Raw genomic sequence first — 26,002 nt, 5'->3', positions numbered from 1 at the left:
AGCCTGAAACACGTAAACTAAAAAACACAAATAGCAAACTCAAAGACAAAGGCATTCTTAATCAGGTTATTATGATTCTAAATTTGAGTTTGAATTTGAACTTTATACTATGAAATTATTCGACGTATATCCGTTGTATAATGTCACCCCCGTTTCTGCCAAGGGAATTGTGGTAACGGATGACAAAGGTCAGGAGTATTTGGATTTTTATGGAGGGCATGCCGTCATTTCCATTGGGCATTCGCATCCGCATTATACAAAGCGGCTTAAAGACCAGTTGGATCAAATCGGGTTTTATAGCAACTCTATCAAAAATCCCTTACAGGAGGAATTGGCCAAAAAACTAGGACAGCTTTCAGGCTGCCCGGATTATAATCTGTTCATGTGCAACTCGGGTGCCGAGGCCAATGAAAATGCATTGAAAATGGCCTCCTTTCAAACTGGAAAATCCAGGGTCATCGCCTTTGCCAATAGCTTTCATGGCCGGACTTCCGCAGCGGTAGCGGCCACGGACAATCCCAAAATCAATGCCCCGATAAATCAACAACAGAAAGTAACTTTTTTATCTTTCGAGGATATAGAGGCTTTTAAAAAGGAAATCGAAAAAGGCGATGTATGTGCCGTAATCCTTGAGGCCATCCAAGGGGTCGGGGGATTGGATGAACCTTCGACCCGGTTTTATCAGACTATGGCACAGCTTTGTAAGGAACATGGGGTACTGTTAATTGCCGATGAAGTGCAATCCGGTTTTGGACGGAGTGGAAAATTCTTCGCATTTCAACATCATGGTATTCAACCTGATATCATAAGTATAGCCAAAGGCATGGGCAACGGGTTTCCGGTAGCCGGTGTATTGATCCATGAAAGCATAAAGGCATCCTACGGAATGCTGGGTACCACCTTTGGAGGCAACCACTTGGCCTGTGTGGCAACCTTGGCCGTCCTAGAGGTTTTGGAAAATAAGGATTTGTTGGAAAATGCGACCGCTATGGGGAAGTATTTTACTGAAAAAGCCAAGACCATACCCCAGGTAAAACGGGTAAAGGGCCAAGGACTTATGTTGGGCCTCGAATTTGATTTTGAAGTGGCCGACCTTAGAAAGCGATTAATCTTTAATCAACATATGTTTACGGGAGGGGCAAAGGATAAACATGTGCTTCGGTTCCTGCCCGCCCTTAACATAACCCGAGAACATTTGGATGTTTTCTTCGAAGCCTTAAAAGCAGAATTGGTATGAGTTTAATTTTGGATATTGAAAAACGAAACGCCGTTTTGGCGACTATGGCCGATTTACTAAAGCAAGAAAGTGAAACCCTCCTTACGGCCAATGCAAAGGATATGACCAGTTTTGCCGATGGGGATATCGCCATGCGCGATCGGTTAAAGGTAAATGATGCCAAAATAGGGGAAATGCTGTTATCCTTAAAGCAACTGGAGGAATCCGACGACCCTCTAGGTATTGAGCGGTACCGTTTTACTCATGAAAACGGGATGGAGGTGAGCAATAAAACGGCACCTTTTGGGACTGTTCTTATTATTTATGAGTCTCGTCCCGATGTCACTATCGAAGCAGCGGGAATTGCCTTTAAATCCGGAAATCGGATTTTATTAAAGGGAGGTAAGGAATCCCTGAACAGTAACTTGGTATTGGTAGATTTATGGCACAAAGCACTAAAACAAAACGGTGCCGACACCAATTGGGTAGAATATTTGCAGTTTAACCGAACCCAGACGCAGGCCTTTTTGGAAAATCCCACCCAAAACGTGGATTTGATCGTTCCCCGGGGAGGTGAAAGATTAATCGCATTCGTAAAACAACATGCCACCTGTCCAGTAATCGTAAGTGGTAGGGGCAATAATTTTGTATACATACACAAAGATGCAGATCTGGATATGGCTATGGACATTATTATCAATGCCAAGACCACAAAAATATCCGCATGCAATGCCTTGGACAAAGTTCTGATCAACGCCGAACTTCCCAACAAGGAAGCATTTACAAAGCGATTGCTCGCTGCCTTAAGGAAAAGTGATGTGGAAATCCTGGGTGATAATCAACTTGCCCAATTTGAAGGGGTTTCCAAAATTGAGAACGAATCTATCTGGCATGAGGAGTTTCTTGACTACAAAATAGTCTTGGGGGAAGTACAGCATCTTGAAGAAGGAATCATTAAGATAAATCGTTATAGCGGTCGACATTCCGCTTCCATTATCACCCAAAATGATGAAGCGGCCGAAATCTTTATGAACAGTGTGGATTCCGCGGCGGTCTATCACAATGCTTCTACCCGTTTTACGGATGGGGGACAGTTTGGATTGGGAGGCGAGCTCGCCATTAGCACGGACAAATTACATCAAAGAGGCCCGATCGGCTTACAGCACCTTGTGTCCAACAAATGGTACGTACGAGGCAACGGACAAATACGATAGTGTAAAAAGAAGACTATGGGCAAAAAGCGAATCCTATTAAAAATAGGAACCAATACCTTGACCAAGGAAACCAATCAGATTTCCCGCGGAAAGGTTGAGGACATCGGGAGGCAAATAGCATCCTTACAGGGCGATTATGAATTTATCATCGTGAGTTCGGGGGCTATTGCTGCGGCCAAACAATTTGTGAAATTGGAGCACAATGGAGCGGAAATCAATGTAAAACAGGCTTTGGCGGCGATAGGGCAACCCCACCTGATGCGAATCTTTCAGGAAAATTTTAGGGAGTTGGGATTATTCACTTCCCAATGTCTGTTATCGTATTCGGACTTTGAAAACCCGGATGCCAAGGCCAATATCAAAAACACCATAAACGTGTTGGTCTCCAATAACTTTATTCCTATAATCAATGAAAATGATACCGTAGCCGCAGATGAAATCCAATTTGGCGATAATGATAAATTGGCTGCCTTAACAGCGGCATTGCTTCAGGTAGACCTGCTTATTATCGCTACCAATACCGATGGCATCTATACCAAAATCTCCTTGGAAAATGATATGCCGGAGACTATATCTTCCGTATCCGGGATCGGTACTTTAAAACAGGAAATCAGCACATTAAAATCAACACACGGTACCGGGGGGATGCATTCAAAAATAGAAGCGGCCACTATTGCGCAGAATTCGGGTATCGAGACTTGGATCGTAAACGGATTAAAGGACAATTTTATAACGGATTCCCTTAAAGGAATCGGAAACTTTACCAAAATTAAACAATGAAGCATTTCCTTTCCATAACCAAAATCGATTCCCTTTCCGATTTAGTGTCCGAAGCAAGGGCTTTGAAAAAAAATCCGTTAGGATCAAAGGATTTGGGTAAAAACAAGACCATTGGACTGTTGTTTTTCAATAATAGTCTTAGGACACGGCTGAGCACACAAAAAGCGGCTTCGAATTTAGGGATGGATGTAATGGTCATGAATTTTGGCAAGGAAGGGTGGGCACTGGAATACCAGGATGGTACGATTATGGATCAAGGCACTTCCGAACACATCAAGGAAGCGGCCCAAGTCGTATCCCAATACTGTGATGTTATTGCCATTAGGGCTTTCGCAGGTCTGAAGGACAAGGATAAGGATGAGGCGGAATTGGTTTTGAACGGGTTTGCGACCTATGCCTCCGTTCCTATACTAAATATGGAAAGTTCCACAGGGCACCCTTTACAGGCTCTGGCAGATGCCATTACCTTGGCCGAACACAATGAGAAAGCTAAACCCAAGGTGGTACTATCCTGGGCGCCACATCCCAAGGCCCTACCCCATGCAGTGGCCAATTCCTTTGTAGAAATGATGCGACAACAACAAGCGGAATTTATCATAACGCATCCCAAAGGTTATGAATTAAATCCGGCAATTACTGAGGGCGTCCAAATAGAATACGATCAAAACAAAGCTTTGGAAGATGCGGATTTTGTATATGTAAAGAATTGGAGCAGTTATTCCAAATATGGACAGGTTTTACATCAAGATCCGGATTGGATGATTACCCAGGAGAGACTAGGTAGGGCAAAATTTATGCATTGCCTTCCCGTGCGTAGGAATGTGGTAGTGGAAGATGCGGTCCTGGACAGTGACCAATCCTTGGTAGTAGAACAGGCCGATAACAGAACTTATTCCGCGCAAATTGTTTTGAAAAAGATTCTGGAAGAAATTAAGGAATAAACAATATGTCACAAAAACTAAAGGATAAAGTTTGTATCGTTACCGGGGCCACCAGCGGAATGGGGAAATCCATTGCGGAGGTCTTTTCAGAAGAAGGGGCAAAACTTGTTCTTTCGGGGCGGAATACGGAAAGGGGAAATGCATTGGCTACAGCCCTCAAGGAAGCTATTTTTATCCCCGGTGACGTAAGTGAGGCTCCCTATAATGAAAAATTGGTTCAGGCCGCTATTGAAAATTTTGGAAAGTTGGATGTGCTTTCCATCAATGCGGGAATTCTGGGCTTGGGCAATGTGGTACAACTGGATTTGGCAGAATGGCAAAAAACATTGGACACCAATCTTAGCGCAATTTTTTACCTGTCCAAATACGCCATTCCCCATTTGCTGGAAGGGGAAGGCAATATTTTAATCAATTCCTCTATTGCGGCCTTCAAAAGTTTTCCCAACCATCCGGCCTATTGTGCCTCAAAAGCCGCGTCCTTGGCCTTAATGAAACAAATGGCCGTTGAATATGGGCCTAAAATTAGGGTTAATGCCATTTGTCCCGGACCAGTAGATACCCCGTTGTTATGGAATTCAGCCAAGGCTTTTGAAGACCCTGAAACCGCGGTGGAAAATGCCGGAAAGACCACCCTTTTGAATCGATTGGGTACGCCGGAGGATATTTCAAAATTGGCCCTTTTCCTGGTTTCCGAGGATTCTTCCTGGATTACAGGTAGCGCCATGACCATTGACGGGGGAATTTTAAACGCGTAACTTGAATCGGAGCATATGAAATCCAAACTGGCGGTCGTGAAAATTGGGGGAAATGTCATAGAAAACAAGGAAGAACTTTCGAGTTTTCTAAACGTATTCGCCAAAATGGAAGGCCTTAAAATCTTGGTTCATGGAGGGGGCAAGAAAGCGACCCAGGTCTTGAAAAAAATGGGGATAACCCCAAAAATGGAAGGAGGCAGGAGAATCACGGATGCGGAAAGTCTGGAGGTCGTTACCATGGTATATGGGGGTCTTGCCAATAAAACTATTGTGGCACAGCTTCAGGCACTGGCCTGCAATGCCATTGGATTGAGTGGTGCGGACGCCGATACTGTCCGGGCGCATAAAAGACCCGTAAAGGAAATCGATTATGGTTTTGCGGGGGATGTTGACAGCGTAAATGCTACATCGATCTCAGATTTGTTACACTCAGGATTTGTTCCCGTTTTCTGCGCGCTCACCCATAATGGTGAGGGACAACTGCTAAACACCAATGCCGACACCATTGCCTCAGAAATTGCTATAGGTATGGGCCATAGCTATGAGACTACCCTCTACTATTGTTTTGAAAAGAAGGGGGTACTGTCGGATATAACTGATGACAATTCGGTTATCAAGAACATCGATTCCAAAACCTATAAGGAGTTACGGGAAAATGGTGTTATTTCCGAGGGTATGTTGCCGAAACTGGAGAATTGTTTTCACGCACTTCAAAAGAATGTTCATAAAGTCTGTATTGGTGATATTTCAATGATCCATTCGGAACCCGATCTTTACACTACTTTAACCCTCTAAAAATGGAAAGAGCAAAACTTACCGAAAAAGCAATAGCCCTATTAATGGAATTAATCTCCATTCCATCTTTTTCAGGAGAAGAGGAGGGCACGGCTTCCGCTTTGGAGGCCTGGTTTGCTTTCTATGATATTTCTTTTGAACGCGAAAACAATAACCTCTATGCCAAGAATAAATACTGGGACGACTCAAAGCCTACCCTACTATTAAATTCCCATCATGATACCGTAAAACCAAATTCCGCATATACCAGGGATCCGTTCCATGCACATGTAGAAAATGAAAAACTGTATGGGCTGGGCAGCAATGATGCGGGAGGGGCATTGGTATCGCTCTTAGCGACTTTTGCGAACTTTTATGCGGTGGAAGGACTATCCCATAATCTTTTGATGGTCGCCTCGGCGGAGGAAGAAAATGCGGGACAAAACAGTTTACGGGGATTACTTCCCAATCTTCCCAAAATTGATGTAGCCATTGTTGGGGAACCCACCCTAATGAATCTGGCCATTGCCGAAAAAGGTCTGGTAGTTTTTGATGCATCCATCCAAGGAACCCCGTCGCATGCCGCCCATCCAAATGACAACAATTCAATTTACAATTCCATCCCGGTGCTGGAATGGTTTAAAAACTATAGGTTCAAAAAGGTGTCCGACGTTCTGGGCGAAACAAAAATGACGGTAACCCAGATCAATGCCGGAAACCAGCATAATGTGGTTCCGGGCCATGTGGATCTGGTCATCGATGTCCGGGTCAACGATGCCTATACCAATCAGGAGATCACGGATATCTTAATGAAAGAAGCTCCCTGTGAACTCAAGCCACGATCGTTACGGTTAAATTCCTCGGCAATAGACGGGAACCATCCCTTGGTACGGTCGGGAATTGCCTTGGGTAGGAAGACCTATGGTTCGCCGACCTTGTCCGATCAAGCGGCATTGACCTGCCAATCCATGAAATTGGGCCCAGGCGACAGTACACGTTCCCATTCGGCGGATGAATATATTTATGTAAGGGAAATTGAGGAGGGAATTGATCTGTATATCAAAATTTTAAATGGGTTTTTAAAAAACTAATCTCAAATGCAGGCATTAAAGACAAAATCCGTGAATACTTTATTTGAACTTGACATTTGAACTTGAATTTGATACTTTAAATATGAAACTCTGGGACAAAGGCTTTAGTACCGACAAGAAAATAGATCAATTTACCGTAGGTAATGATCGGGAATTGGATCTGGTACTGGCCAAATACGATGTCATCGCCTCCAAGGCCCATGCCAAGATGTTGGGCAAAATAGGGTTGTTGACCGACACTGAAACGGAAGCATTGGTCACTGAACTGGATACCATTGCAAAAACCATTGGAGAGGGTTCCTTTACCATCGAGGATTCCTTTGAGGACATGCATTCCAAGATTGAGTTTTTACTTACCGAAAAACTTGGGGATACCGGAAAAAAAATACATACGGCACGATCGCGAAACGATCAGGTTTTGGTCGCTATGCATCTCTATCTGAAGGATGAGCTTACTACGATTAAAAGTCAGACCAAGGCATTATTCGACCTTTTGCTGGATTTGGCCGAAAAACACAAGGAGGTTTTGTTGCCCGGCTATACCCATTTACAGATTGCGATGCCGTCTTCCTTTGGGCTTTGGTTTTCGGCCTATGCGGAAACGTTGATCGATGATCTGTATTTTATTGAAGCTGCCTATAAAACAGCCGACCAGAACCCGTTGGGCAGTGCCGCGGGCTATGGCAGTTCGTTCCCCATAGATCGAAACTTCACTACTCGGGAGATGGATTTCAAAACCTTAAAATACAATGTAGTGGCCGCCCAAATGGGTCGGGGAAAAGTAGAAAAAGGGACATCTTTTGGTATGGCAAGTATTGCCACTACCCTGTCAAAACTGGCCATGGACATTTGCCTATACATGAGCCAAAATTTTGACTTCATTTCTTTTCCCAATGAATTGACTACCGGAAGCAGTATTATGCCCCACAAGAAAAATCCGGATGTTTTTGAACTGGTTCGGGCCAAATGCAATAAAATTCAAGCGATACCCAATCAGCTCACTTTGGTCATCAATAATTTGCCCAGCGGGTACCATCGGGATCTGCAATTGGTCAAGGAAATTATTGTTCCGGCCCTGCAAGATCTAAAGGCCTGTCTTGAGATCCTGACATTTAGCTTAAAGGAAATCAAGGTCAATACCAATATTCTGGAAAATCCCAAATATGATTACCTCTTTAGCGTGGATACCCTGAACGAATTGGTACAGGATGGAATGCCTTTTCGAGATGCCTATAAAAAGATGGGGCAGGAAATTGAATCGGGAAACTTCAAACCTAAACGGGATATTTCACATACCCATGAAGGTAGTCTAGGGAATTTGTGTTTGGAGGAGATTAGGGCGAAGATGGAGAAAATCCTTTAACCCAAAAAGAGCTTTTTTCCTATGTCGCGGAAAGAGCCTTAAAATTCGGAATTTGAAGAAGCATAATAAACCAGAGCTAAGGAATTGTCGCAAGGAACTGAGGCAAAATCTGGTCCCTGCCGAAGCTTTTCTTTGGAAATATTTGCAACATAAAAAATTGGCCGGCCGTAAGTTTAGACGTCAACATGGCATTGGTAATTATATCGTGGATTTTTATTGTGCCCCGGAAAGGCTCATTGTAGAACTTGATGGAGAAGTGCATAATAATCCCATCGCAGTGGAAAAAGACGAACGAAGAACAAAATATCTGGAAAACCTAAATTACAAGGTCATCCGGTTTGAAAATAAAATGGTTTTTGATCATTTAACTTCAGTACTCCAAGAAATACAGGATAATTTCAAAAAATAAGGGTAGAAGCTCCTTTCCCTGGTCAGGGAAAGGTGTCGGCGTAAAGCGCTGACGGAAAGGGTGGAAAAACCATCCCTTCCGTCTTCCAAATCCGTGATTTGGAATCCACCTTCCCTTGAAGAAGGCAAGGAACGGTAAACCGAATCAAGAAATTATCATGATTAATATGCAGAGCTTATTTAATCATCCCCAAATTAATTACCTCCTGCTCCGTTAAATACCGCCAGTGCCCCCGAGGTAAGTCCTTTTTGGTCAACGGGCCATAGATTACTCTATCCAGTTTTACAATCTCATAACCCAGTTCTTCAAAAATCCGGTGTACGATATTGTTCCGAGTACTATAAATTTCGATGCCTATTTGATTTTTAGGAGCGTTCTCAACAAAACTGATATCATGTACCTTAACCATTTTTTCATCTATGGTCAAGCCATCCTGTATTTTTTTTAAGTCACTGCTTCTAAGAGTCTTGTTCAATTCAACATGATAGATTTTGCGGAGCCCATTTTTAGGACTATTCAAACGCAAGGTCAGATCGGTGTCATTGGTAAACAATAATAGTCCGGTAGTTTCTTTCTGCAATTTCCCTACAGGCAAAAGTTCTGATTTTGAGGCGTTGGAGATAAGGCCCAATACCGTCCGCTTTCCTTTTTCGTTTCGGGCAGTGACCGTAAAATCCTTCGGCTTGTTCAATACAACATACTCTTTTTTGACCGGGTTGAGCAACCGGCCATCAAAACGTACCTCATCGCTTAATCGTACTTTGTGGCCCATTTCCGTGATGGGTTTTCCGTTTACGGTCACATTACCGGCCGCAATGTAAACATCGGCCTCCCTTCGGGTACACACCCCAGAGTTGGCCACATACTTGTTTAACCGAATCAAATCAGGGTCTGGGGACTGTTTACGCGGCCCTGGTTTTTGAATAGTGGCGTTCCCCCTATAGTTACTTCGCTTTCCATAACTACTCCTCTGCCCTCCTGATGGTTTCCTTCCTTTATTATGTCCTGACCGGCCCATACCCTAAATTTTTTGCAAAGGTAGGGAAGGCCATTGGATGATTTTGGGTTTTCGTTATTTAATTGGTCGAATGGTGATAGCCAACAGTTTTACCTTACTATATTCCCTTTTACCCCTATCTTTATAGGATTCAATACCATCCAAATGACAACACGACCATTTGCCCTTTTTTTTATCCTCCTCCCTACCATAATCCTTGCCCAAAAAAAGGTTCTGGACCATACTGATTTCGACTTGTGGAACACTATACAGGATGAGGCGATTTCGCCCAACGGAAATTATGTGCTATACGCCTTGGAAAAAGGTGAAAAGGATAGTTTTCTGAAGATTAAGGACTCTAGGGGTTCTTTGCTTTTTGAGCACGAACGGGCCCAGAAGGGCAGGTTTACCTATGATTCCCAATTCGCCTTATTTACCATAAAGGCCTGGACGGACAGTGTAACCGCCATGAAGAGCCGTAAAGTAAAAAAAGAAGACCTGCCCAAGGACTCTCTGGGTATTTTAAATCTAAAGAATGGCAATTTGGTGAAAATGGGCCATGTTAAATCGTACAAAATACCTGAAAAATGGTCGGGGTATATAGCTTATCAATTGGAGGAAATCAAGGAAAAAAAAGAGGGGAAAAAAGATTCGATTACAGAAAAGGAAGAGAAGAAAAAGGATAAGCCCAAAAAACCAAGCAAAAAAAACGGATACCATGTGGTTCTGCGAAATTTGAAAACCCTACAGGAAGATACCCTTAAATATGTGACACACTTTGTGTTTGCAAAAAGAGGAAAGTGGTTTGCCTATTCTACGACTGGGAAAAATAAAGAAGCCGATGCGGGGGTCTTTGTCATGAATTTGGAAACTGGTGAAAGTGGTAAAGTGCATAGTTCAAAAAAAGGAAAATATTTCCAACTCAACTTCAGTGAATCGGGGAAAAATTTGGGATTTGTAGTCGATACCGATACCACAAAAATACAAGTACGGCCCAATGAACTATTCCTATGGCAAGAAGGGCATACTACTGCGGAAAAAATCGTCGATAAATCCACAGCCCCCAACGGATACATGGTTTCCCATCATGGCAAGGTCGGTTTTTCCAAAGACGAATCGAAACTATTCTTTGGCCTGGCGACCCCTCCCATTGTGAAGGACACCACCCTTACCGAAGATGAAATCGTGAATGTAGAGGTTTGGACCTATAAAGAACCTAGGCTTTATACGGTTCAAGAACTACAACTAAAGAACGATACCGTACAGTCCTACCAAACCGCCATAAACCTAAAAAATAACGCTTTGGTACAATTGGGCAATGCCCATTATATACAAACGGAACTGGGCGATGAGGGCAATGCCATATACGCTCTGTCCGGCACCACCTTGCCCCATGAGTTGGAAAGCCAATGGACAGGGAGACGTGAAAATGATTATCGTGTGATCCATACGGTCACCGGGGAAACTCTTCTGCAACTGACCAAGGTCCCCGCTTTGCGTTTAAGCCCAAAGGCCAAGTACGCCTATGGCTATAGCCGCGTTGATAGTACCTGGTTTGCCTATAGCCTGCCCAAAGGAACCTATAGGGCTTTGACCAAAGGAAAGGTTTTTTATAATGAGCTGAACGATTACCCCAATTACCCTTATTCCTATGGTGTTGCAGGCTGGACAGAGAATGACGAATACCTTATCCTATATGATCGCTATGACCTTTGGAAATTTGACCCTGAAACTGGCGAAGGAATCCGATTGACGTTTGGAAGGGAAGAAAAAATGATATTTAGGTATATAGCTTTGGACAAGGAAATCCATCATATTCCAACGGACGAGCAATGGCTGCTAACATCATTCAACGAAAAGAGTAAGGATGGTGGCTACGCTAAGTTCGACTTTAGAAAAAATCGTCTTAAACCACTGATATCAGGGCCTTTCCAATATTCAATCCCTGTAAAGGCCTTGCTGGAGGATGCCCTGATCTATACCCGACAATCCTTCCAGGAATTTCCGGATCTACGGTCATCCGACCTTAGTTTTAAAGAAGAAATCGTTCTCAGTAATGCCAATCCCCAGCAGAAAGAATATCGATGGGGTACCATAGAATTGGTGAATTGGGCTTCCCTGGATGGTAAGGAACTTACGGGCATGTTGGTTAAACCGGAGAACTTCGATTCCAACAAAAAATACCCCCTTTTGGTCAACTTCTATGAGAGAAGTTCCGATGGATTGCATAGGCACCGCTATCCGAGGGCCGAGCGATCCTCACTTAACTATAGTTTTTATACCAGCCGGGGGTATGTAATTTTTAATCCAGATGTACACTACCGAATCGGATATCCGGGTGAGAGCGCCTTTAACTGCGTTATCCCCGGTATTACCTCATTGATAGAAAAAGGGTTTGTGGATAAAGATAACATCGGTGTTCAAGGTCATAGTTGGGGCGGATACCAAATCGCCTATCTGGTTACAAAAACCGATATTTTTAAAGCTGCCGAAGCCGGTGCACCCGTACCCAATATGATCAGTGCCTACGGAGGAATTCGTTGGTGGACCGGTTTAAGCCGTCAGTTTCAATATGAACATACGCAAAGTAGAATCGGGGGAACACCTTGGGAATATCCCTCTCGTTATATCGAGAACTCCCCTATTTTCAATGTTGATAAGATTAATACTCCGCTTTTGATCATGCACAATGATGCCGACGGACATGTCCCTTGGTATCAGGGAATAGAATTCTTTGTAAGTCTAAGACGACTGGGGAAGCCTTCATGGTTTTTGAATTACAACGGTGAACCCCATTGGCCTTTAAAATTGCAGAACCGCAAGGATTTCAATATCCGTATGGCCCAGTTTTTTGATCATTACTTAAAGGGAGCCCCAAAACCCAAATGGATGGAGTATGGGATTCCTCCTATGGAAAAAGGTATCAACTTGGGGTATGAATCCGTTGAGGAAGCGGACTAAACTGGAGGAAACCATTCTCATTTGGATGCAACAGTAACAATCTTGGGTTTTAGAAAACGTTTCAATCGGCTCCTTCGGAATACTGTTCCCTGACCACTTGCTCTGCAGGTTTCCCATTAATATACCACCCATTGGAATCCGAATTGTAGTAAGGATTGTCCAAATCACTCTCGGTGAACCATTCCCAGAAAAAACCTCCCGCAACCCAAGGTTCATCCCAAAAAACATTGTAAAAGGCTGTGTAGGCATTGGCCTGAGCTTGTAGGTTGACGCGCACTCCAGTGAGTATGTCCCCATGGTCCCAAGGTCGTCTTACCGTGTAGTCAATACTACGGAAACCATATTCGGTGAATAGTACGGGCCTTCCAGATTGACGGGAAACCACTTCGATTTGTCGTTTTACCGGTTCAAAAGCGTTGCTTACTTCCTCCACGGTGGGTGTTTTTGTTTCGACCAATGGGAAGTAGGAATTCACTCCTATATAATCCAAATCCTCCCAAAAAGTGATTCGTTCATATTCGTCCCAATTGGCAGAATAGGTAAGCATAAGGTCGGGGTATGCCTCCCTTATCCCGGTTATAAGATCTCTAAAAAACTGCGGTCTCCGTGTTGCGAACTCCCTGAGCTCATTGCCTATAGAAAGCATCCGGAATTGGGGGAACTCCGCGGAAAGGGCAGCAAAGCCCATGATATATTCCGAAAAGGCCCGCTCCATATCCAACCAATCTTCCTCGGTCTCCAAATAGAAATCACCCCAAAAACGATCGCCCCTGACCAAGTAAAATGAGGTGAGGGGTTTGACCATGATGTTTTCGACCCCGCTAGCGATGGTCTTTTCCATAGCTGTTTTCAACTTGTAAGTCTCTTCGGATACCGGAAAATTGAACGGCCTAATCCCCCCGCCGTTGTTTCTTTCCAGTCCCGCCAAAGGGCAGAGCGCGACCCAATTGGCGTTTGTACGTTCGGCAATGTCCGTTCCTATGTTCCCCCCAAATGACAGGACCCATACCTGTAATATGGATCCGCCCTTAATTTTTTCACCCGTTACCATGGGCAAATCGGGAAGTTCCTCTTTTGGAAGTGTATCACGGGTACACGAAATCAAAAGTATCCCAAAAAAAAGCTTGCCCCATAGGAGGCCAAATCTTAAAAATTGACGAAAACGTATACCAGGATTCGGAAGGGGAACCGACATTTGCCTATCCATTGTCTTGATTGAATCCAAATAGTCTTAAAAAACCATGAAGCCTTACATCAATCTTCAAATTCCACGGTGGATTGCCGCTCCCTGTTTACGGTAAGTCTGGTCACATCAGGACGGGAGTAGTGCCCTGATGGATCAAAATTCTGGCGTTCCTCGTATACCCGATTAAAATCCAAGGTTTGGTAAATAAGCCCTTCCTGAAGCGTTATGGGTTCTACGATCCATTCCCCATCCGGTCCGGCAATACAGGAACCGCCATTGGCCAAGACCTCGGGTGCTTTTTTCAGGATTTTTTCAATATGGGGCATATTTTCAGGGAAATCCGACCTACGCATCAAGGAGGAGACGCCGATAACAAAGCTTCTGGATTCCCTTGCAATAAACCGTGTGATATCCCTTGTATTGTGATCGCTACCGGGCCAAACCGCAATATGCAAATTTTCACCCTGTGCATATAGTGCAGTTCTAGGTAGGGGCATCCAATTCTCCCAGCAATTGAGTCCACCCACGGTAAATTGCTTCAAAGGATGTACTTGCAGTCCATTACCATCACCGGGAGCCCATGTTAATCGTTCGTCATAGGTAGGCTGCAATTTTCTGTGTACGGATTTAATCTCTCCTTGGGCATCAATGTAGACCAAGGAACAATATAGGCTATGTCCGCCACGATCTTTGGCACGCTCTATCACCCCCAAATATAGGGCCAAATGGTTATCCTTTGCCAATTTACAAATGGTCTCCAGTTCCTCCACTTGAATGGCATTTCTTGTATAGTGCGCATGCAGTTCCTTGTTCACCTTGGAATCCCACGCGGCACCATCGGTCAATGCCAGCCAAAAAGGGTATCCGGGTAACAAAGCTTCACCGAATACCAATAATTCTGCCTCCTCTTCTGCAGCCTTGAGGATGGTTTGCTCAATTTTATGAAGGGTAGCCGCCTTATCCAACCAAATAGGGGCAATCTGGGCCATGGCTACTTTTAAAAGGTTGTCCATTATAAAATCCGGTTTAGCACAAGGTCAACATTTATCAGCAATATACTGAAGACACCAACAATGATAATGAATTTTAAGATGTTATGTAGCCCCACATAATGCAGTTTGGTCTTTGCCTTCCATAACATCGCCAAAAACAAAATCAAGAGAACTATGGAACCGATGAAGTAGAGGTACATATATCCTACATCAAAAAAATAGATAAGTAGAATAGAGGGCACAACGGTAAGCAGGATGAGAATACTGATTAGAATTTTGGAAACCCTTGTTCCATATAAAATAGGAATGGTACGATAATTCTGGGCCATATCACCGGCCATATTTTCCAAATCCTTTATCATTTCACGGGCCAGAATCAACAGAAAAAGAAACATGGCATGAACAAAAATACTGGCTTCAAAATTCTTGTAATACACAAATACGGCAAAAAACGGAGCTATGGCCAAAGTGGCCGAAACAAAGTTACCTACAAAAGGCAATCGTTTGAGTTTATGGGAATAAAACCAAATACCAAAAATATAGGCAGAAAAGAAGAATACGGCCCTAAATGAAACATAGCTTGCCGCAAACACGGCCAAAAAATTAAGTACAAAATAAGTGGTCAGCTTAAATCGTTGGCTTACCAAACGATCCAACATACTTTTCCTTGGTTTATTAATGAGGTCTTTTTCAGCATCATAGAAGTTGTTTATAATGTATCCCGAGGCAATGACCAAAGCCGAGGCGAGAACTATGGCAAAAAGGTTGAAATCAAAAACCACTTTGCGTAAGGGAAGATCTGGGGACAAAATATAAATCGAGGCCAAGTACTGGGCCAACCCGATCATTAAAATATTGTACCCCCGTACAACGGAGAACAAACTCAATAACTTTAGTAGTAAGAGCTTGTTTCGTCTATTAAGCATTTCGTGGGATTTTGCACTAGACCAACGTCAAAATAGTGTATGGAATCTGAATCAATTTAGTACTAGAAGTTGTACACCACTTCCAAATTGTACCCTTTCAAAGCTTCTTTCGCCTTCTCCAGATCTTGGGTAAAGCCCAAGATATAACCCCCGCCACCTGAACCACAAAGCTTTAGATAATAGGTATTGGTCTCAATTCCCTGTTTCCAAAGTTGATGAAATTTGGCCGGAATCATAGGTTTAAAATTATCCAAGACTACGTGGGACAATTGCTTTAGGTTTTTGAAGAGGGATTTTACGTTCCCATTAATAAAATCCTCCACACAGGCATCGGTATGTTTTATAAACTGATCCTTCAACATATTCCGAAAACCTTCCTGCTTCATTTTCTCCATGAACAACTGTACCATGGGCGCAGTCTCGCCTGTAGAACCACTGTCCAACAGGAAAACAGCTCCCTTGCCCTTTTTGTTTTGCGACGGAATACTGGTGGATTCTATGTTATCCTTTGAATTAATGAGGATAGGTAGACTTAAGTAACTGTTCAAGGGATCAAGGCCGGACGATTTCCCATGAAAAAAAGACTCCATTTTCCCGAATATGACCTTCAACTTCAACAGTTTTTCCCGGGTCAAGTTCTCCAATACCGTAATCTTATGGTTTGCGTACTTATCGTAAATAGCGGCGACCAATGCTCCACTACTGCCTACACCATAACCTTGGGGAATGGAACTGTCAAAATACATTCCTGCATTTACATCATTCTTCAAAGCTTCGAAATCAAAGGAAACCAAATCCGAATTGTTTTTGGCCACAATTTCCAGATAGCCCGTAAACTCCCGTAAGTTTTGATTGGATTTTTTGGAAGTCTCAGATGGATTGGCATCGGTCTTTAGAGCTCCTTTGAAGAAGTTATAAGGAATGGAAAGCCCTTTGGAATCCTTTATGATACCATATTCCCCGAATAGGAGAATCTTGGAATAAAACAGCGGTCCTTTCATTTATCAAATTAAAAAAATGATCTTCGACATTTCAAATTCTTCACTTTTTGTTCAGCCAAAGCTTCATAAAGATAAACAATATTTGGTTTTTAAATCAAGACTCTTTGTCTTTATGCTATTCTTCGTCATCAAATAACGTGGTTTACCCGTATAAATTATCCGAAACCGATTTTAATCTTTTTGCTCCAAATCCAATTCGGTCGCAAATATACTGCTCCTTTTCACAAAATACAATCAGTTCATTTTTAATGAATTGATGTACTTTTTCTTTTTCAAATTCAGGATACAGCACATGAACGTTGGCCCCGGCATCCAATGTAAAGCATAGATTGCTATTGGACTCTCTTCTAAATTCCCATATTTTATGGATAATTTCCAGGGTATTTGGTTTCATTAGCATAAAATAGGGTTCACTGGTCATCATCATGGCATGTAAGGTCAAAGCCTCGCTTTCCACGATATTGATAAATTCCTTTAGATTTCCATCAGCAAAAACCGGTTTTAGCCTGGATATGTTTTCATGAGCCTGCTTAAAACGGTTATCGGCAAATGGATGTCCGTGCATTAAATTGTGACCCATGGTACTGCTCACCTGTTTTTTGCCCTTGTCTACCAGCAAAATGGTATCATGATAATTTTTGAAGACCTTATGTACCCTAAACGGATATTGTATCCCATATTGATCCGAACTTCCGGGAATCCCCGAATGCGCACCCCATTGAATAAGGTTACCTTGAATACTTCTACAGGCACTTCCCGATCCCAAACGGGCCAGGAAGGAAGCTTTTTGGAGCATAAAATCCATGCCCATATCAGGATCAAGTTGTTTTTCCAAATCCATAAGACAAAGGGATAGGGCCGCCATGCCACTTGCGGATGAAGCTATGCCACTACTATGGGGAAAGGAATTGGAGGTTTCTATTTTAAAATGATAGTCCTTTAAAAAAGGTAGATAGTGCTTGGTACGTTTAAAAAACAGCTCAATTTTGGGTTTAAAATCATCCTTGGCTTTACCTTCAAAAAAAAGTTCAAAGGAAAAATCCGTTCGTTTGCCATTCCGTTTTTCATAGGAAAGTGAAGTGGTCGTATTACAGGCATCCAAGGTAAAACTTAGGGAAGGATTGGCCGGAATCTGATTTTCCCTTTTCCCCCAATATTTTACCAAGGCAATATTGCTAGGTGCTCTCCATGTTACCTTTCCCCTTTCACTCTGGGCCGTATAGCCTGCGGGAACAAAGTCGTTTTCTACCACGGACATCTTGTTTTGCACAAAGATAGTTTTTAGCCCTCTTTCAACATGGGCAATTAAAATAAATTGCTATTTTAGGGGGAATACCCCAACTAAATTGAAAAGAAAACTGTTACATATTGCTATTGCCATTGGCGTTTGTCTTGTTATTGGCTTCTTATCCGGATTTGCTACCCAAAGTTCTGTAAATGATTGGTACCTTACCTTGGAAAAACCGAGCTTTAATCCCCCGAATTGGATTTTTGCCCCGGTTTGGACGCTATTATACATTTTAATGGGTATTGCAGCTGGGATTGTATGGGCCAAAGGGCTACATCATCGTTGGGTAAAAACGGCACTATACCATTTTGGATTCCAATTACTGCTCAATGGTGCTTGGAGCATTGTCTTTTTTGGGTTAAAAAATCCTTTCTGGGCCTTGATCGTTATTTTGTCCTTGCTCATTCTTTTGGCCCTTACCATAAAATGGTTTAAAGTAGTGAGCAGCTTAGCGGCCTATTTACTGATTCCCTACTTTTTATGGGTATCTTTCGCCACTTTGTTAAATTATAAGATTTGGGAATTGAATTGATGTCTGATGCTTCGACTACGCTCAGCATGACATGTTTGGTGTTTGGTGTTTGGTGTTTGGTGTTTGGTGTTTGGTGTTTGGTGAAATTTAAAAACTTTATATGTCTACCCTTACCATTTCCAGTAATTTTGACATGGTTCTGAGGTTTCTCGTGGTGGCCTGTACGCTTAATTTCCGCTCTACAAGGTTATTATCCAACTTTGCATTACCGTAGCCATTTTTGCAGTATAGGTAAACACAGTCATCAATAATACTAAATTCCTGATTTTCATAGATCTCTTGTTCAAGGGCATTGACAAACATTTGTTCCGGGGCATTTTTCAACAACACAAAATAGATTCGGTTGCCCTCCGATGAAGGTTTATCCTTAAAAGGATTTTCCATGATTATTCTTTCGAAATCTTTTTTGGATTTTACCAGGACCGGAACATCGAATCCAAAATGTTCCCGGATTCCATCTCCAATCCTGTCCTCCACATTTTTAATCGTTTGATCTTTCGCCTCAAGGATAATATTACCACTCTGGATATAGGAAGCTACATTTTGAAAACCAAGTTTCACCAACAGTATACGCAGATCGACCATTTTGATTTTCTTTTGGCCGCTGACGTTTATACCCCGTAATAAAATGATATAGGTTTGCATCGCGTTATCTGCCTGTAATTCCCTGGGCCGCAATATACGCCCCGGTCCAGGCATTTTGAAAATTGAATCCTCCGGTGATGGCATCTACGTTTATTACTTCTCCGGCAAGATAGAGGTTGGGCCATATTTTGCTTTCAAAGGTTTTAAAGTCGATTTCTTTTAGGCTCACCCCGCCGGCGGTAACAAACTCTTCCTTAAAGGTACTTTTCCCCACGACCAGGAACTCACATTCGGTGAGTTGTTCCGCCAACTGTTGTAATTGACTTTTGGAAGCATCGGCCCATTTGGTATCACCATTTATTCCGGATGCCTTTACCAAATTAGTCCACAGGCGACGGGGAACATCCACGGCTTTGGTACGAAGTACGGTCTTCTTTGCTTCCACATCCTTGATCTCCAACAACAAAGGGAATACGGCTCCTTTGTGATAATCGGGCAACCAATTGACCCGAATCCTGAATCGATAGCCATATTCATTTAAGATCCTCGCTCCCCAGGCCGATAATTTTAAGATGGCCGGGCCACTCATTCCCCAATGGGTAACCAACAAAGGGCCTTCCGAGACCAAAAGGGTCTCGTCCGCTACCTTGCTGCTTAGCTTTATTGTGATTTTAGGATTGAACGTTCTTTTCAATAACTCTACTTTGGCATAGGTGCTGACGCCGGGAATACCAGAAATACGCTTGTCCTTAATATTGAACGTAAAAAGTGAAGGCACCGCGGGTTCCAAGGTATGCCCCAAGTTTTCCAACAATTTCCATATTTTGGGATTACTCCCTGTGGCAACCAGTATTTTTTTTGAGGTATATGTTCCTTTTATGGTCGTTATCTCCCAAAGAGGTTCATCATTCCCCGAATCAGGGGGCAAGATATTGGTGACCGCACTATGTTTAAGCACTTTTACTCCCAAACGCTCCGTTTCTTTTTGAAAAAAATCGATAATCGTTTGAGAGGAATCGGTTACGGGAAACATTCGGCCATCCTCCTCAATTTTTAATTGGATCCCCCGTTCCTCAAAAAAAGCGACGGTATCCCCACTACAGTGCTTATGGAAAGGGCCTAACAATTCCTTGTTTCCCCTTGGATAATTATGTACCAATTCATTAGGGTCGAACTCCGCATGGGTGACGTTGCACCTGCCTCCTCCGGAAACCTTCACTTTGGAGAGTACTTCCTTCCCTTTTTCAAGGATGGCAATTTTCAAATCCGGGGCAGATTCCCCAATCTGGATAGCGGCATAGAACCCAGCTGCGCCACCTCCTATAATGATAACATCATACATTAGTTTACGCGCTCTGGATAATTGGTAATAATTCCGTCTACACCTATTCGTTTCATTCTGGCAATATCCCCGGGTGCATTTACCGTCCATGGATAAATCTTAAAACCCGCATTCATGATTTCCTGGGCAATGTCCAGATCCAACTTCCGATAATTGGGGTTAATGGCTTCGGCATCCAATTCTTTGGCAATGGGCAGGGCATCCAATGGGCTATCCGCAGCCAGGATGGCAATCGGAATTCCTTCATTGAGTTCGCGTGTTCTTTTGAGCTCTTCCCAACGAAAGCTAGAGATGATGAAATTATCCAAAATCCATTCTTCCCGATCTACATAATCATTGACAATGTCATTCACCGAATCGGCCGTATCCGCTCCCTTTAATTCTATATTCAGGCGGACTTTGTTATCGATAAGTTCCAAAACGTCCTGTAATAAGGGAATTTTATGGTTCCCTTCCACAATAAGCTTCCGGAGCTCATCGATGTCATATTTTTCAATATGGCCTCCCCCATTGGTCAAACGATCTACCGTGTCATCATGAAATACAACCATTTCACCACTGGCAATTTTAAAAACATCGATTTCGATCATGTCCACATCCAAATCCAAAGCTTTCTGTATAGAAGCCAAGGTATTTTCCGTCTCATGGCCCATAGCTCCCCTATGGCCAATCACCAGCGGTTCTTTCATATCATTACAACTTTGTAGTACGATTGACAAAACCAATATCACAATGAATCGGCTATAATTTTCCATAACAATACTTTTAACACAAATATACTACCGTCTGCCAAGAATCCATTAAAGGAATCGCTGGGAAAATGTAAAACACATTTCTTTGGACATCATTGTAAATCACACAAAATCAATTACATAAATATACTTTAATAACACTTATTTTGGATTTTTCAATATATTTAGTGTACAACAACCAATTAAAAATCATAACAATGTTTACAAAAACCAATTTAATTTCGACGATTGTTGCCGCTGTATGGTCCTTTTTGGGTGGCTTCCTGTTCTGGGGTATCTTAGCGGAAGATTTTATGAACAACCACTTGGGTACGGCCACAGGTGTGGGTAAGGAAATGCCCGATTTTGGGCTTTTGGCCTTTGGTTGCCTTATCCAGGCCTTCGCCTTTTCCAGCATCTTTAGGAATTGGGGTTCCGATAGTTATACCCCAATGGATGGTCTAAAGTATGGTATTTGGGCAGGTATTTTGGTAGGATTTGGGCATGGACTTATCAATCACGCTACCTCCAATTTCCTGGACATGACCGGGTCTGTGGTAAATGGATTTATCTACATAGTTTTCTATGCCGTTATGGGGCTTTTGGTAGGTTTAATCTATAAAAAGGTAAAATAGTTGGGATACAATGCATGTATAAAGGTCTCCATGGGAGACCTTTATTTATTCTTTAAAGAATCAGTCGATTTTAAAGATAAAGGACTGCAATGAGCTAAGCGAAACATCCAACTTCCCAACTCCGTCAACTACTTTTAGCGTACCGGTACTACCGTACAGGACATCCGTCACTTTGTGATTCCCTTCATCCAAATGCCACTTTTGGACAATCTCAGATGGAATCTTAAGCTGAAAAACACGGGAATCATTCGCCTCAAAATTAGAAACGACTATCAACCTTTCAGAATGAGACCAGCGTACATAGGATAATACCCTATGATCATATCCTTCCGAGTTTTCCTTGTTGTAGAAATGGATATCTTGGTATTCGCCCATAAGGGCACTACTATTGATCGTAAAGTTTAGCAGCCGTTTATAAAAATCGCGTAGAGCGCGCTCGTCTTCCGATAATTGTCCCCCATCAAATCTTTTATCATTTACCCATCGTTGATGGTGGGGCACTCCTATATAATCAAAAATGGAGGTTCGGGTAGGACTGCCAAAGCCTGCATTTTCCTGGGCAGGTTCCCCTACTTCCTGACCAAAATAAATCATTAAGGGAGCCGTGGTCATTGTTGCGGATACCACCATGGCCGGTCTTCCTCTTTGTGCATCTCCGGCAAAATTGGGACTGGCAATGCGTTGTTCATCATGATTTTCAAGAAAATGCAACAAATGATGGGCTATGTCGGCCGTTCCTTTTTTTACCACCGGAATATGGTCTGTCCAACCATGGCCCTGCATAATATGCTTGAGCGAATCGTACATCTCTACCTTGTCGTAGAGGTAATCCATCTTTCCTTTATGGATATAGTCCCGATACAATTGTGGATTGTACACCTCCGCCAACAGAAACGCATCTGGATTTTTCATTTTAATGTGACTGTTCATATAGCTCCAGAACTCTACGGGAACCATTTCCGCCATATCAAATCGAAATCCATCCACGCCCATATTAATCCAATACAGGGCAATATCCCTAAACTTGATCCAAGAATCGGGTACATCCTTGTCCTGCCAAAATTGAAAGTGTGCTCGGTAATCTTTGGATTCAAATCCTTGGGGTAGTATATCAAAATCATAGGAACCATCCGGACGTACCCCATAGTTTATTTTCACGGTCTCATACCAATCATTAAAGTGTGGTTGCGCCAAACGGGAGCCGTTTCCGGTCCATTTGGCGGGGACTTCCTCAAACTGCCCATCTACCAATGGATGTTCATCACCACCCAAGGGTAAATACCCATTTTGCCATTGCGGGACTTTAAAAACACTATCGGGTATATAATAAAAATTGTTGTCGCGTCTGTACTCCACCGTAGTGTCATCCGAAACACCAAAGGGTTCCGACCCTTCTGGGGTAGATTGACCCTCGTAATTTCGGGCTACGTGATTGGGCACAATGTCGATCAACAACTTTAAGCCCGCCTTATGGGTGCGTTGTATCAACGCCTTAAACTCCTCCAATCGCTTTTCGGGGTTTTCCGCCAAATCGGGATTTACATTGTAATAGTCCTTTACGGCATAGGGAGATCCGGCCCTACCCTTTACCACATCCGGGTCATCCCGCGATATGTCGTATTCGCCATAATCCGTCACCAAAGCATGGTGGGGAACACCGGTGTACCAAATATGGGTAACCCCTAAGGCCCTGATTTCTTCCAGGGCGCCACCTGTAAAATCGCTAAACTTTCCCACACCGTTTTCTTCTATAGTACCCCAAGGTGTATTGTTGGTTTGGGTATTGCCGAATAATCGCGTAAAAACCTGATATACTACTTCTTTTTTTGCTTCTTTCTTTTCTTGGCGCATAGGCTCTGGCTGTTTTTGCTCATGCTTGCAACCCCACCCTATAAAAAATAGGGCAAGGATCAAACAGTTCTTCATCCGGTAAAAATGGTTACGCGATTTAAACAAGTTGATTTTCAATAATGGTTTCCCGGTTCGGTGAAACGACTACCCGTTCACCATTGACGCGAAGTGACATATCCTCCCTGCCTTCCAAAACAAACTTGACTTCCTTTTTAGTTATGGAAACCTTGAGGATACGATGCCTGAAATTGATCTTAAAGGAATACCCTTCCCATTGTTTAGGTATCCTTGGAGTAAAGGACAACTTATCTTCTACAATCCGCATACCGCCAAAACCTTCTACGATACTCATCCAGGTACCGGCCATGGAAGTGATATGCAGACCCTCCTCCACCTCTTTGTTATAGTCGTCCAGATCCAAACGTGAAGTACGCAGATAAAATTGGTACGCCTGCTCCATACGGTTCAATTTAGCGGCCTGGATACTATGTACACAGGGGGACAGGGAGGATTCGTGTACCGTAAAAGGTTCGTAAAAATCGAAATGTTTTTCAAGTTCCTCCAAGGTAAATTGATCTTCAAAGAGGTAAAATCCTTGAAGTGTATCGGCTTGTTTAATGTAGGGCGATCTTAAAATTCGGTCCCAGCTCCATTTTTGATTAATGGGCCTTTGGGATTTGGGCAACTCGGCGACCGTAATCAACTCCTTGTCCAGGAACCCATCTTGCTGAAGATAGATGCCATGCTCTTCGGAATATGGAAAGTACATATTCGCTGCCACCTGTTCCCATTCGTCGGTTTCCGCGTCCCTTAACTTGGTAAGGCCTATTATCCTATTGTAATCTTCCGGGTACCCTTCCTTTACCTTTTGTAACTGTTCCAAGGTATAGTTAATGCACCATCTGGCAATATAATTGGTATACCAGTTGTTACTAACGTTGTTTTCATATTCGTTTGGTCCGGTAACCCCCAATATGACATACTTCTGCTTTAGTTCCGAAAAATTAGCGCGTTGGTGCCAAAAACGTGCAATTCCAATCAAAACTTCCAATCCCATTTCGGGAATATAGCTATAGTCCCCCGTAAACCGGAAATAGTTATAAATGGCAAAGGCTATGGCACCGTTCCTATGGATTTCCTCAAAGGTAATTTCCCATTCATTATGGCATTCCTCCCCGTTCATGGTAACCATGGGATAAAGGGCCGCCCCATTGTTGAAGCCTAGTTTTTGGGCATTCTCAATAGCTTTCTCCAAATGGTTGTACCGATATTGTAAAAGGTTTCGGGCCACCTTCTGATCCTTTGTGGCCATATAAAAAGGGATACAATAGGCTTCCGTATCCCAATAGGTACTTCCTCCATACTTTTCACCGGTAAACCCTTTTGGGCCTATATTGAGCCGTGAATCCGTACCAAGATAGGTCTGGTTTAATTGAAAAATATTGAAACGTATGCCTTGCTGTGCCTTTACATCCCCAGAAATGGTAATATCGCTCATTTCCCATATTTTGAACCAGGCTTTTTTTTGGGCATCCAATAGTGCTTCAAATCCTAAATCGGTGGCTTTTTTTAATGCATTCTTTGCGGCCTGAATTAATTCGTTCGGCTTATGGTTTGTAGAAACGGTATATCCCCCGAACTTGATCAATGATAGGCTTTCTCCCTTGTCCACTTTTTGCACATATTCGTGACCTATCCATAGCTCTTTTTTAGCCTCTGAAGGAGTAAGATCCACTCTTTTACCTTCATGATATACCTGTGCTTCCATGAAGGTACAGGTAGCAAAATGGGTCTTCATGGTGTGTGCCTCAATAAAGGCTTGATTCCCTTCCGATTCGATATTTGTGGTATTCCAAAACTTATCGTCCCAGTTACTGTCCTCATTGGTAATACCACTGTCCAAATACGGATTAAACGTTATTTCTACATCACTATCCATGGGGGAAATTTCGAATTTGATCGCCCCCACCTCATCCAAGTCAAGGCTTAGGAATCGGGTGACCTTTACATCTACGGAGACATCAACAGAGGTTATGGCCTTAAATGATCTTTGGTACCAACCCTCTTTCATATTGAGTTCCCTACGGAAATCAGCTACCTTTTTGCAGGTATTCAAATCAAGGGGTTCTCCATTTAGCAATACATGTATCCCGATCCAATTGGGAGCGTTCAATACCTTGGCAAAATACTCCGGATATCCATTTTTCCACCAACCGACCTTGGTTTTGTCCGGATAGTAGACTCCCGCAATGTAACTTCCCTGAAAGGTTGGACCTGAATACTGTTCCTCAAAATTGGCACGCTGCCCCATCGCCCCGTTTCCTATACTGAACAAACTTTCCGATGCCTTTACATTTTCAGTATCAAACCCTTCCTCAATGATGGACCATTCATCGGGACTTATATAATCTTGATTCATTTTTTTATGTTCT

Annotated in this window: 23 protein-coding genes; 12 read left to right on the top strand and 11 right to left on the bottom strand. The window is 42.9% G+C overall.

The genetic code is table 11. The features are described from left to right. Positions 1–109: 109 nt before the first annotated feature. The 9 genes from ACO06Y_RS08135 to ACO06Y_RS08095 all read left to right on the top strand — a co-directional run bounded on the left by ACO06Y_RS08135 (position 110) and on the right by ACO06Y_RS08095 (position 8,543). Positions 110–1,237, top strand: a complete 1,128-nt coding sequence (locus ACO06Y_RS08135; RefSeq protein ID WP_422083343.1) for an aspartate aminotransferase family protein — start codon at positions 110–112, stop codon at positions 1,235–1,237. Beyond that, positions 1,234–2,430, top strand: coding sequence for a glutamate-5-semialdehyde dehydrogenase (locus ACO06Y_RS08130; protein WP_422083342.1), 1,197 nt, complete (start codon positions 1,234–1,236; stop codon positions 2,428–2,430). Before ACO06Y_RS08135 ends, ACO06Y_RS08130 begins: the two co-directional genes overlap by 4 nt. Before the next feature lie 15 nt (positions 2,431–2,445). Then, complete coding sequence (proB, locus tag ACO06Y_RS08125; protein ID WP_422083341.1) at positions 2,446–3,210, top strand: glutamate 5-kinase; 765 nt, start codon at positions 2,446–2,448, stop codon at positions 3,208–3,210. After that, positions 3,207–4,151 (top strand): N-acetylornithine carbamoyltransferase, encoded by a 945-nt coding sequence (locus ACO06Y_RS08120; protein ID WP_422083340.1) that lies wholly within the window; start codon positions 3,207–3,209, stop codon positions 4,149–4,151. The genes proB and ACO06Y_RS08120 overlap by 4 nt, the downstream gene beginning before the upstream one ends. Before the next feature lie 5 nt (positions 4,152–4,156). After that, a complete protein-coding gene (locus ACO06Y_RS08115) occupies positions 4,157–4,906 on the top strand; it encodes an SDR family NAD(P)-dependent oxidoreductase (RefSeq protein WP_422083339.1) in 750 nt (249 codons plus the stop codon). 15 nt (positions 4,907–4,921) lie between these two features. After that, positions 4,922–5,701, top strand: a complete 780-nt coding sequence (gene argB / locus ACO06Y_RS08110) for an acetylglutamate kinase (RefSeq protein WP_422083338.1) — start codon at positions 4,922–4,924, stop codon at positions 5,699–5,701. A 2-nt stretch (positions 5,702–5,703) separates the two neighbouring features. Next, the gene (locus tag ACO06Y_RS08105; RefSeq protein ID WP_422083337.1) at positions 5,704–6,771 is read left to right on the top strand and encodes a M20 family metallo-hydrolase; all 1,068 of its coding nucleotides are present in this window, start codon (positions 5,704–5,706) and stop codon (positions 6,769–6,771) included. Between the two features lie 82 nt (positions 6,772–6,853). Continuing rightward, positions 6,854–8,134: an argininosuccinate lyase gene (gene argH, locus ACO06Y_RS08100; protein WP_422083336.1), complete on the top strand. Its 1,281-nt coding sequence runs from the start codon at positions 6,854–6,856 to the stop codon at positions 8,132–8,134. A gap of 52 nt (positions 8,135–8,186) precedes the next feature. Then, positions 8,187–8,543: an endonuclease domain-containing protein gene (locus ACO06Y_RS08095; RefSeq protein ID WP_422083335.1), complete on the top strand. Its 357-nt coding sequence runs from the start codon at positions 8,187–8,189 to the stop codon at positions 8,541–8,543. Between the two features lie 175 nt (positions 8,544–8,718). Here the strand turns inward: ACO06Y_RS08095 and ACO06Y_RS08090 are convergent, their stop codons facing one another. Further along, positions 8,719–9,561: a pseudouridine synthase gene (locus tag ACO06Y_RS08090; protein WP_422083334.1), complete on the bottom strand. Its 843-nt coding sequence runs from the start codon at positions 9,559–9,561 to the stop codon at positions 8,719–8,721. 144 nt (positions 9,562–9,705) lie between these two features. Here ACO06Y_RS08090 and ACO06Y_RS08085 point away from each other — a divergent pair, with 144 nt between their 5' ends. Next, positions 9,706–12,501, top strand: coding sequence for an alpha/beta hydrolase family protein (locus ACO06Y_RS08085; protein WP_422083333.1), 2,796 nt, complete (start codon positions 9,706–9,708; stop codon positions 12,499–12,501). A gap of 61 nt (positions 12,502–12,562) precedes the next feature. Here the strand turns inward: ACO06Y_RS08085 and ACO06Y_RS08080 are convergent, their stop codons facing one another. The 5 genes from ACO06Y_RS08080 to ACO06Y_RS08060 all read right to left on the bottom strand — a co-directional run bounded on the left by ACO06Y_RS08080 (position 12,563) and on the right by ACO06Y_RS08060 (position 17,858). After that, positions 12,563–13,708, bottom strand: coding sequence for a glycoside hydrolase family 113 (locus ACO06Y_RS08080; RefSeq protein ID WP_422083332.1), 1,146 nt, complete (start codon positions 13,706–13,708; stop codon positions 12,563–12,565). A gap of 47 nt (positions 13,709–13,755) precedes the next feature. Continuing rightward, entirely contained in the window at positions 13,756–14,700 is a 945-nt protein-coding gene (locus tag ACO06Y_RS08075; RefSeq protein WP_422083331.1) for a carbon-nitrogen hydrolase family protein, read from the bottom strand. Next, the gene (locus tag ACO06Y_RS08070) at positions 14,700–15,605 is read right to left on the bottom strand and encodes a geranylgeranylglycerol-phosphate geranylgeranyltransferase (RefSeq protein ID WP_422083330.1); all 906 of its coding nucleotides are present in this window, start codon (positions 15,603–15,605) and stop codon (positions 14,700–14,702) included. Before ACO06Y_RS08070 ends, ACO06Y_RS08075 begins: the two co-directional genes overlap by 1 nt. Before the next feature lie 62 nt (positions 15,606–15,667). After that, complete coding sequence (locus ACO06Y_RS08065) at positions 15,668–16,606, bottom strand: mevalonate kinase family protein (protein WP_422083329.1); 939 nt, start codon at positions 16,604–16,606, stop codon at positions 15,668–15,670. 142 nt (positions 16,607–16,748) lie between these two features. Next, positions 16,749–17,858, bottom strand: a complete 1,110-nt coding sequence (locus ACO06Y_RS08060; RefSeq protein ID WP_422084247.1) for a diphosphomevalonate/mevalonate 3,5-bisphosphate decarboxylase family protein — start codon at positions 17,856–17,858, stop codon at positions 16,749–16,751. A gap of 94 nt (positions 17,859–17,952) precedes the next feature. Between ACO06Y_RS08060 and ACO06Y_RS08055 the strand changes: the two genes are divergently transcribed. Beyond that, a complete protein-coding gene (locus tag ACO06Y_RS08055; protein ID WP_422083328.1) occupies positions 17,953–18,426 on the top strand; it encodes a TspO/MBR family protein in 474 nt (157 codons plus the stop codon). 96 nt (positions 18,427–18,522) lie between these two features. Here ACO06Y_RS08055 and ACO06Y_RS08050 read toward each other — a convergent pair whose 3' ends face one another. Genes ACO06Y_RS08050 through ACO06Y_RS08040 form a run of 3 tightly spaced genes read right to left on the bottom strand, consistent with a single transcriptional unit; the run spans position 18,523 to position 21,042 of the window. Continuing rightward, entirely contained in the window at positions 18,523–19,071 is a 549-nt protein-coding gene (locus ACO06Y_RS08050) for a DUF1697 domain-containing protein (RefSeq protein ID WP_422084246.1), read from the bottom strand. 4 nt (positions 19,072–19,075) lie between these two features. Beyond that, entirely contained in the window at positions 19,076–20,353 is a 1,278-nt protein-coding gene (locus ACO06Y_RS08045) for an NAD(P)/FAD-dependent oxidoreductase (protein WP_422083327.1), read from the bottom strand. Next, positions 20,353–21,042: a glycerophosphodiester phosphodiesterase gene (locus ACO06Y_RS08040; RefSeq protein ID WP_422083326.1), complete on the bottom strand. Its 690-nt coding sequence runs from the start codon at positions 21,040–21,042 to the stop codon at positions 20,353–20,355. Before ACO06Y_RS08040 ends, ACO06Y_RS08045 begins: the two co-directional genes overlap by 1 nt. Before the next feature lie 260 nt (positions 21,043–21,302). On the opposite strand from ACO06Y_RS08040, the gene ACO06Y_RS08035 reads away from it, so the two are divergent. Further along, positions 21,303–21,719, top strand: a complete 417-nt coding sequence (locus ACO06Y_RS08035; protein WP_422083325.1) for a hypothetical protein — start codon at positions 21,303–21,305, stop codon at positions 21,717–21,719. A 60-nt stretch (positions 21,720–21,779) separates the two neighbouring features. On the opposite strand, the gene ACO06Y_RS08030 is transcribed toward ACO06Y_RS08035, so the two are convergent. Next, entirely contained in the window at positions 21,780–23,570 is a 1,791-nt protein-coding gene (locus ACO06Y_RS08030) for an alpha-amylase family protein (RefSeq protein WP_422083324.1), read from the bottom strand. Between the two features lie 97 nt (positions 23,571–23,667). Continuing rightward, positions 23,668–25,989: a glycoside hydrolase family 65 protein gene (locus ACO06Y_RS08025; RefSeq protein WP_422083323.1), complete on the bottom strand. Its 2,322-nt coding sequence runs from the start codon at positions 25,987–25,989 to the stop codon at positions 23,668–23,670. Between the last annotated feature and the right edge of the window lie 13 nt (positions 25,990–26,002).

It is taken from the genome of Ulvibacterium sp. (genome assembly GCF_965228935.1).
GTDB lineage: Bacteria > Bacteroidota > Bacteroidia > Flavobacteriales > Flavobacteriaceae > Ulvibacterium.
The sequence above is the reverse complement of the archived record's forward strand: the minus strand, read 5'-3'. Positions and strand labels throughout refer to the sequence as shown.

Excerpts from the sequence above, each read along its gene's own strand:
- ACO06Y_RS08085 (WP_422083333.1), top strand. The coding sequence starts at position 9,706 with ATGACAACACGACCATTTGCCCTTTTTTTTATCCTCCTCCCTACCATA.
- ACO06Y_RS08105 (WP_422083337.1), top strand. The coding sequence starts at position 5,704 with ATGGAAAGAGCAAAACTTACCGAAAAAGCAATAGCCCTATTAATGGAA.
- ACO06Y_RS08040 (WP_422083326.1), bottom strand. The coding sequence starts at position 21,042 with ATGAAAGAACCGCTGGTGATTGGCCATAGGGGAGCTATGGGCCATGAG.
- ACO06Y_RS08120 (WP_422083340.1), top strand. The coding sequence starts at position 3,207 with ATGAAGCATTTCCTTTCCATAACCAAAATCGATTCCCTTTCCGATTTA.
- ACO06Y_RS08075 (WP_422083331.1), bottom strand. The coding sequence starts at position 14,700 with ATGGACAACCTTTTAAAAGTAGCCATGGCCCAGATTGCCCCTATTTGG.
- ACO06Y_RS08115 (WP_422083339.1), top strand. The coding sequence starts at position 4,157 with ATGTCACAAAAACTAAAGGATAAAGTTTGTATCGTTACCGGGGCCACC.
- ACO06Y_RS08035 (WP_422083325.1), top strand. The coding sequence starts at position 21,303 with ATGTTTACAAAAACCAATTTAATTTCGACGATTGTTGCCGCTGTATGG.
- ACO06Y_RS08065 (WP_422083329.1), bottom strand. The coding sequence starts at position 16,606 with ATGAAAGGACCGCTGTTTTATTCCAAGATTCTCCTATTCGGGGAATAT.
- argB (WP_422083338.1), top strand. The coding sequence starts at position 4,922 with ATGAAATCCAAACTGGCGGTCGTGAAAATTGGGGGAAATGTCATAGAA.
- ACO06Y_RS08135 (WP_422083343.1), top strand. The coding sequence starts at position 110 with ATGAAATTATTCGACGTATATCCGTTGTATAATGTCACCCCCGTTTCT.
- proB (WP_422083341.1), top strand. The coding sequence starts at position 2,446 with ATGGGCAAAAAGCGAATCCTATTAAAAATAGGAACCAATACCTTGACC.
- ACO06Y_RS08130 (WP_422083342.1), top strand. The coding sequence starts at position 1,234 with ATGAGTTTAATTTTGGATATTGAAAAACGAAACGCCGTTTTGGCGACT.
- ACO06Y_RS08050 (WP_422084246.1), bottom strand. The coding sequence starts at position 19,071 with ATGCAAACCTATATCATTTTATTACGGGGTATAAACGTCAGCGGCCAA.
- ACO06Y_RS08090 (WP_422083334.1), bottom strand. The coding sequence starts at position 9,561 with ATGGGCCGGTCAGGACATAATAAAGGAAGGAAACCATCAGGAGGGCAG.
- ACO06Y_RS08070 (WP_422083330.1), bottom strand. The coding sequence starts at position 15,605 with ATGCTTAATAGACGAAACAAGCTCTTACTACTAAAGTTATTGAGTTTG.
- argH (WP_422083336.1), top strand. The coding sequence starts at position 6,854 with ATGAAACTCTGGGACAAAGGCTTTAGTACCGACAAGAAAATAGATCAA.
- ACO06Y_RS08025 (WP_422083323.1), bottom strand. The coding sequence starts at position 25,989 with ATGAATCAAGATTATATAAGTCCCGATGAATGGTCCATCATTGAGGAA.
- ACO06Y_RS08045 (WP_422083327.1), bottom strand. The coding sequence starts at position 20,353 with ATGTATGATGTTATCATTATAGGAGGTGGCGCAGCTGGGTTCTATGCC.
- ACO06Y_RS08080 (WP_422083332.1), bottom strand. The coding sequence starts at position 13,708 with ATGGATAGGCAAATGTCGGTTCCCCTTCCGAATCCTGGTATACGTTTT.
- ACO06Y_RS08030 (WP_422083324.1), bottom strand. The coding sequence starts at position 23,570 with ATGCGCCAAGAAAAGAAAGAAGCAAAAAAAGAAGTAGTATATCAGGTT.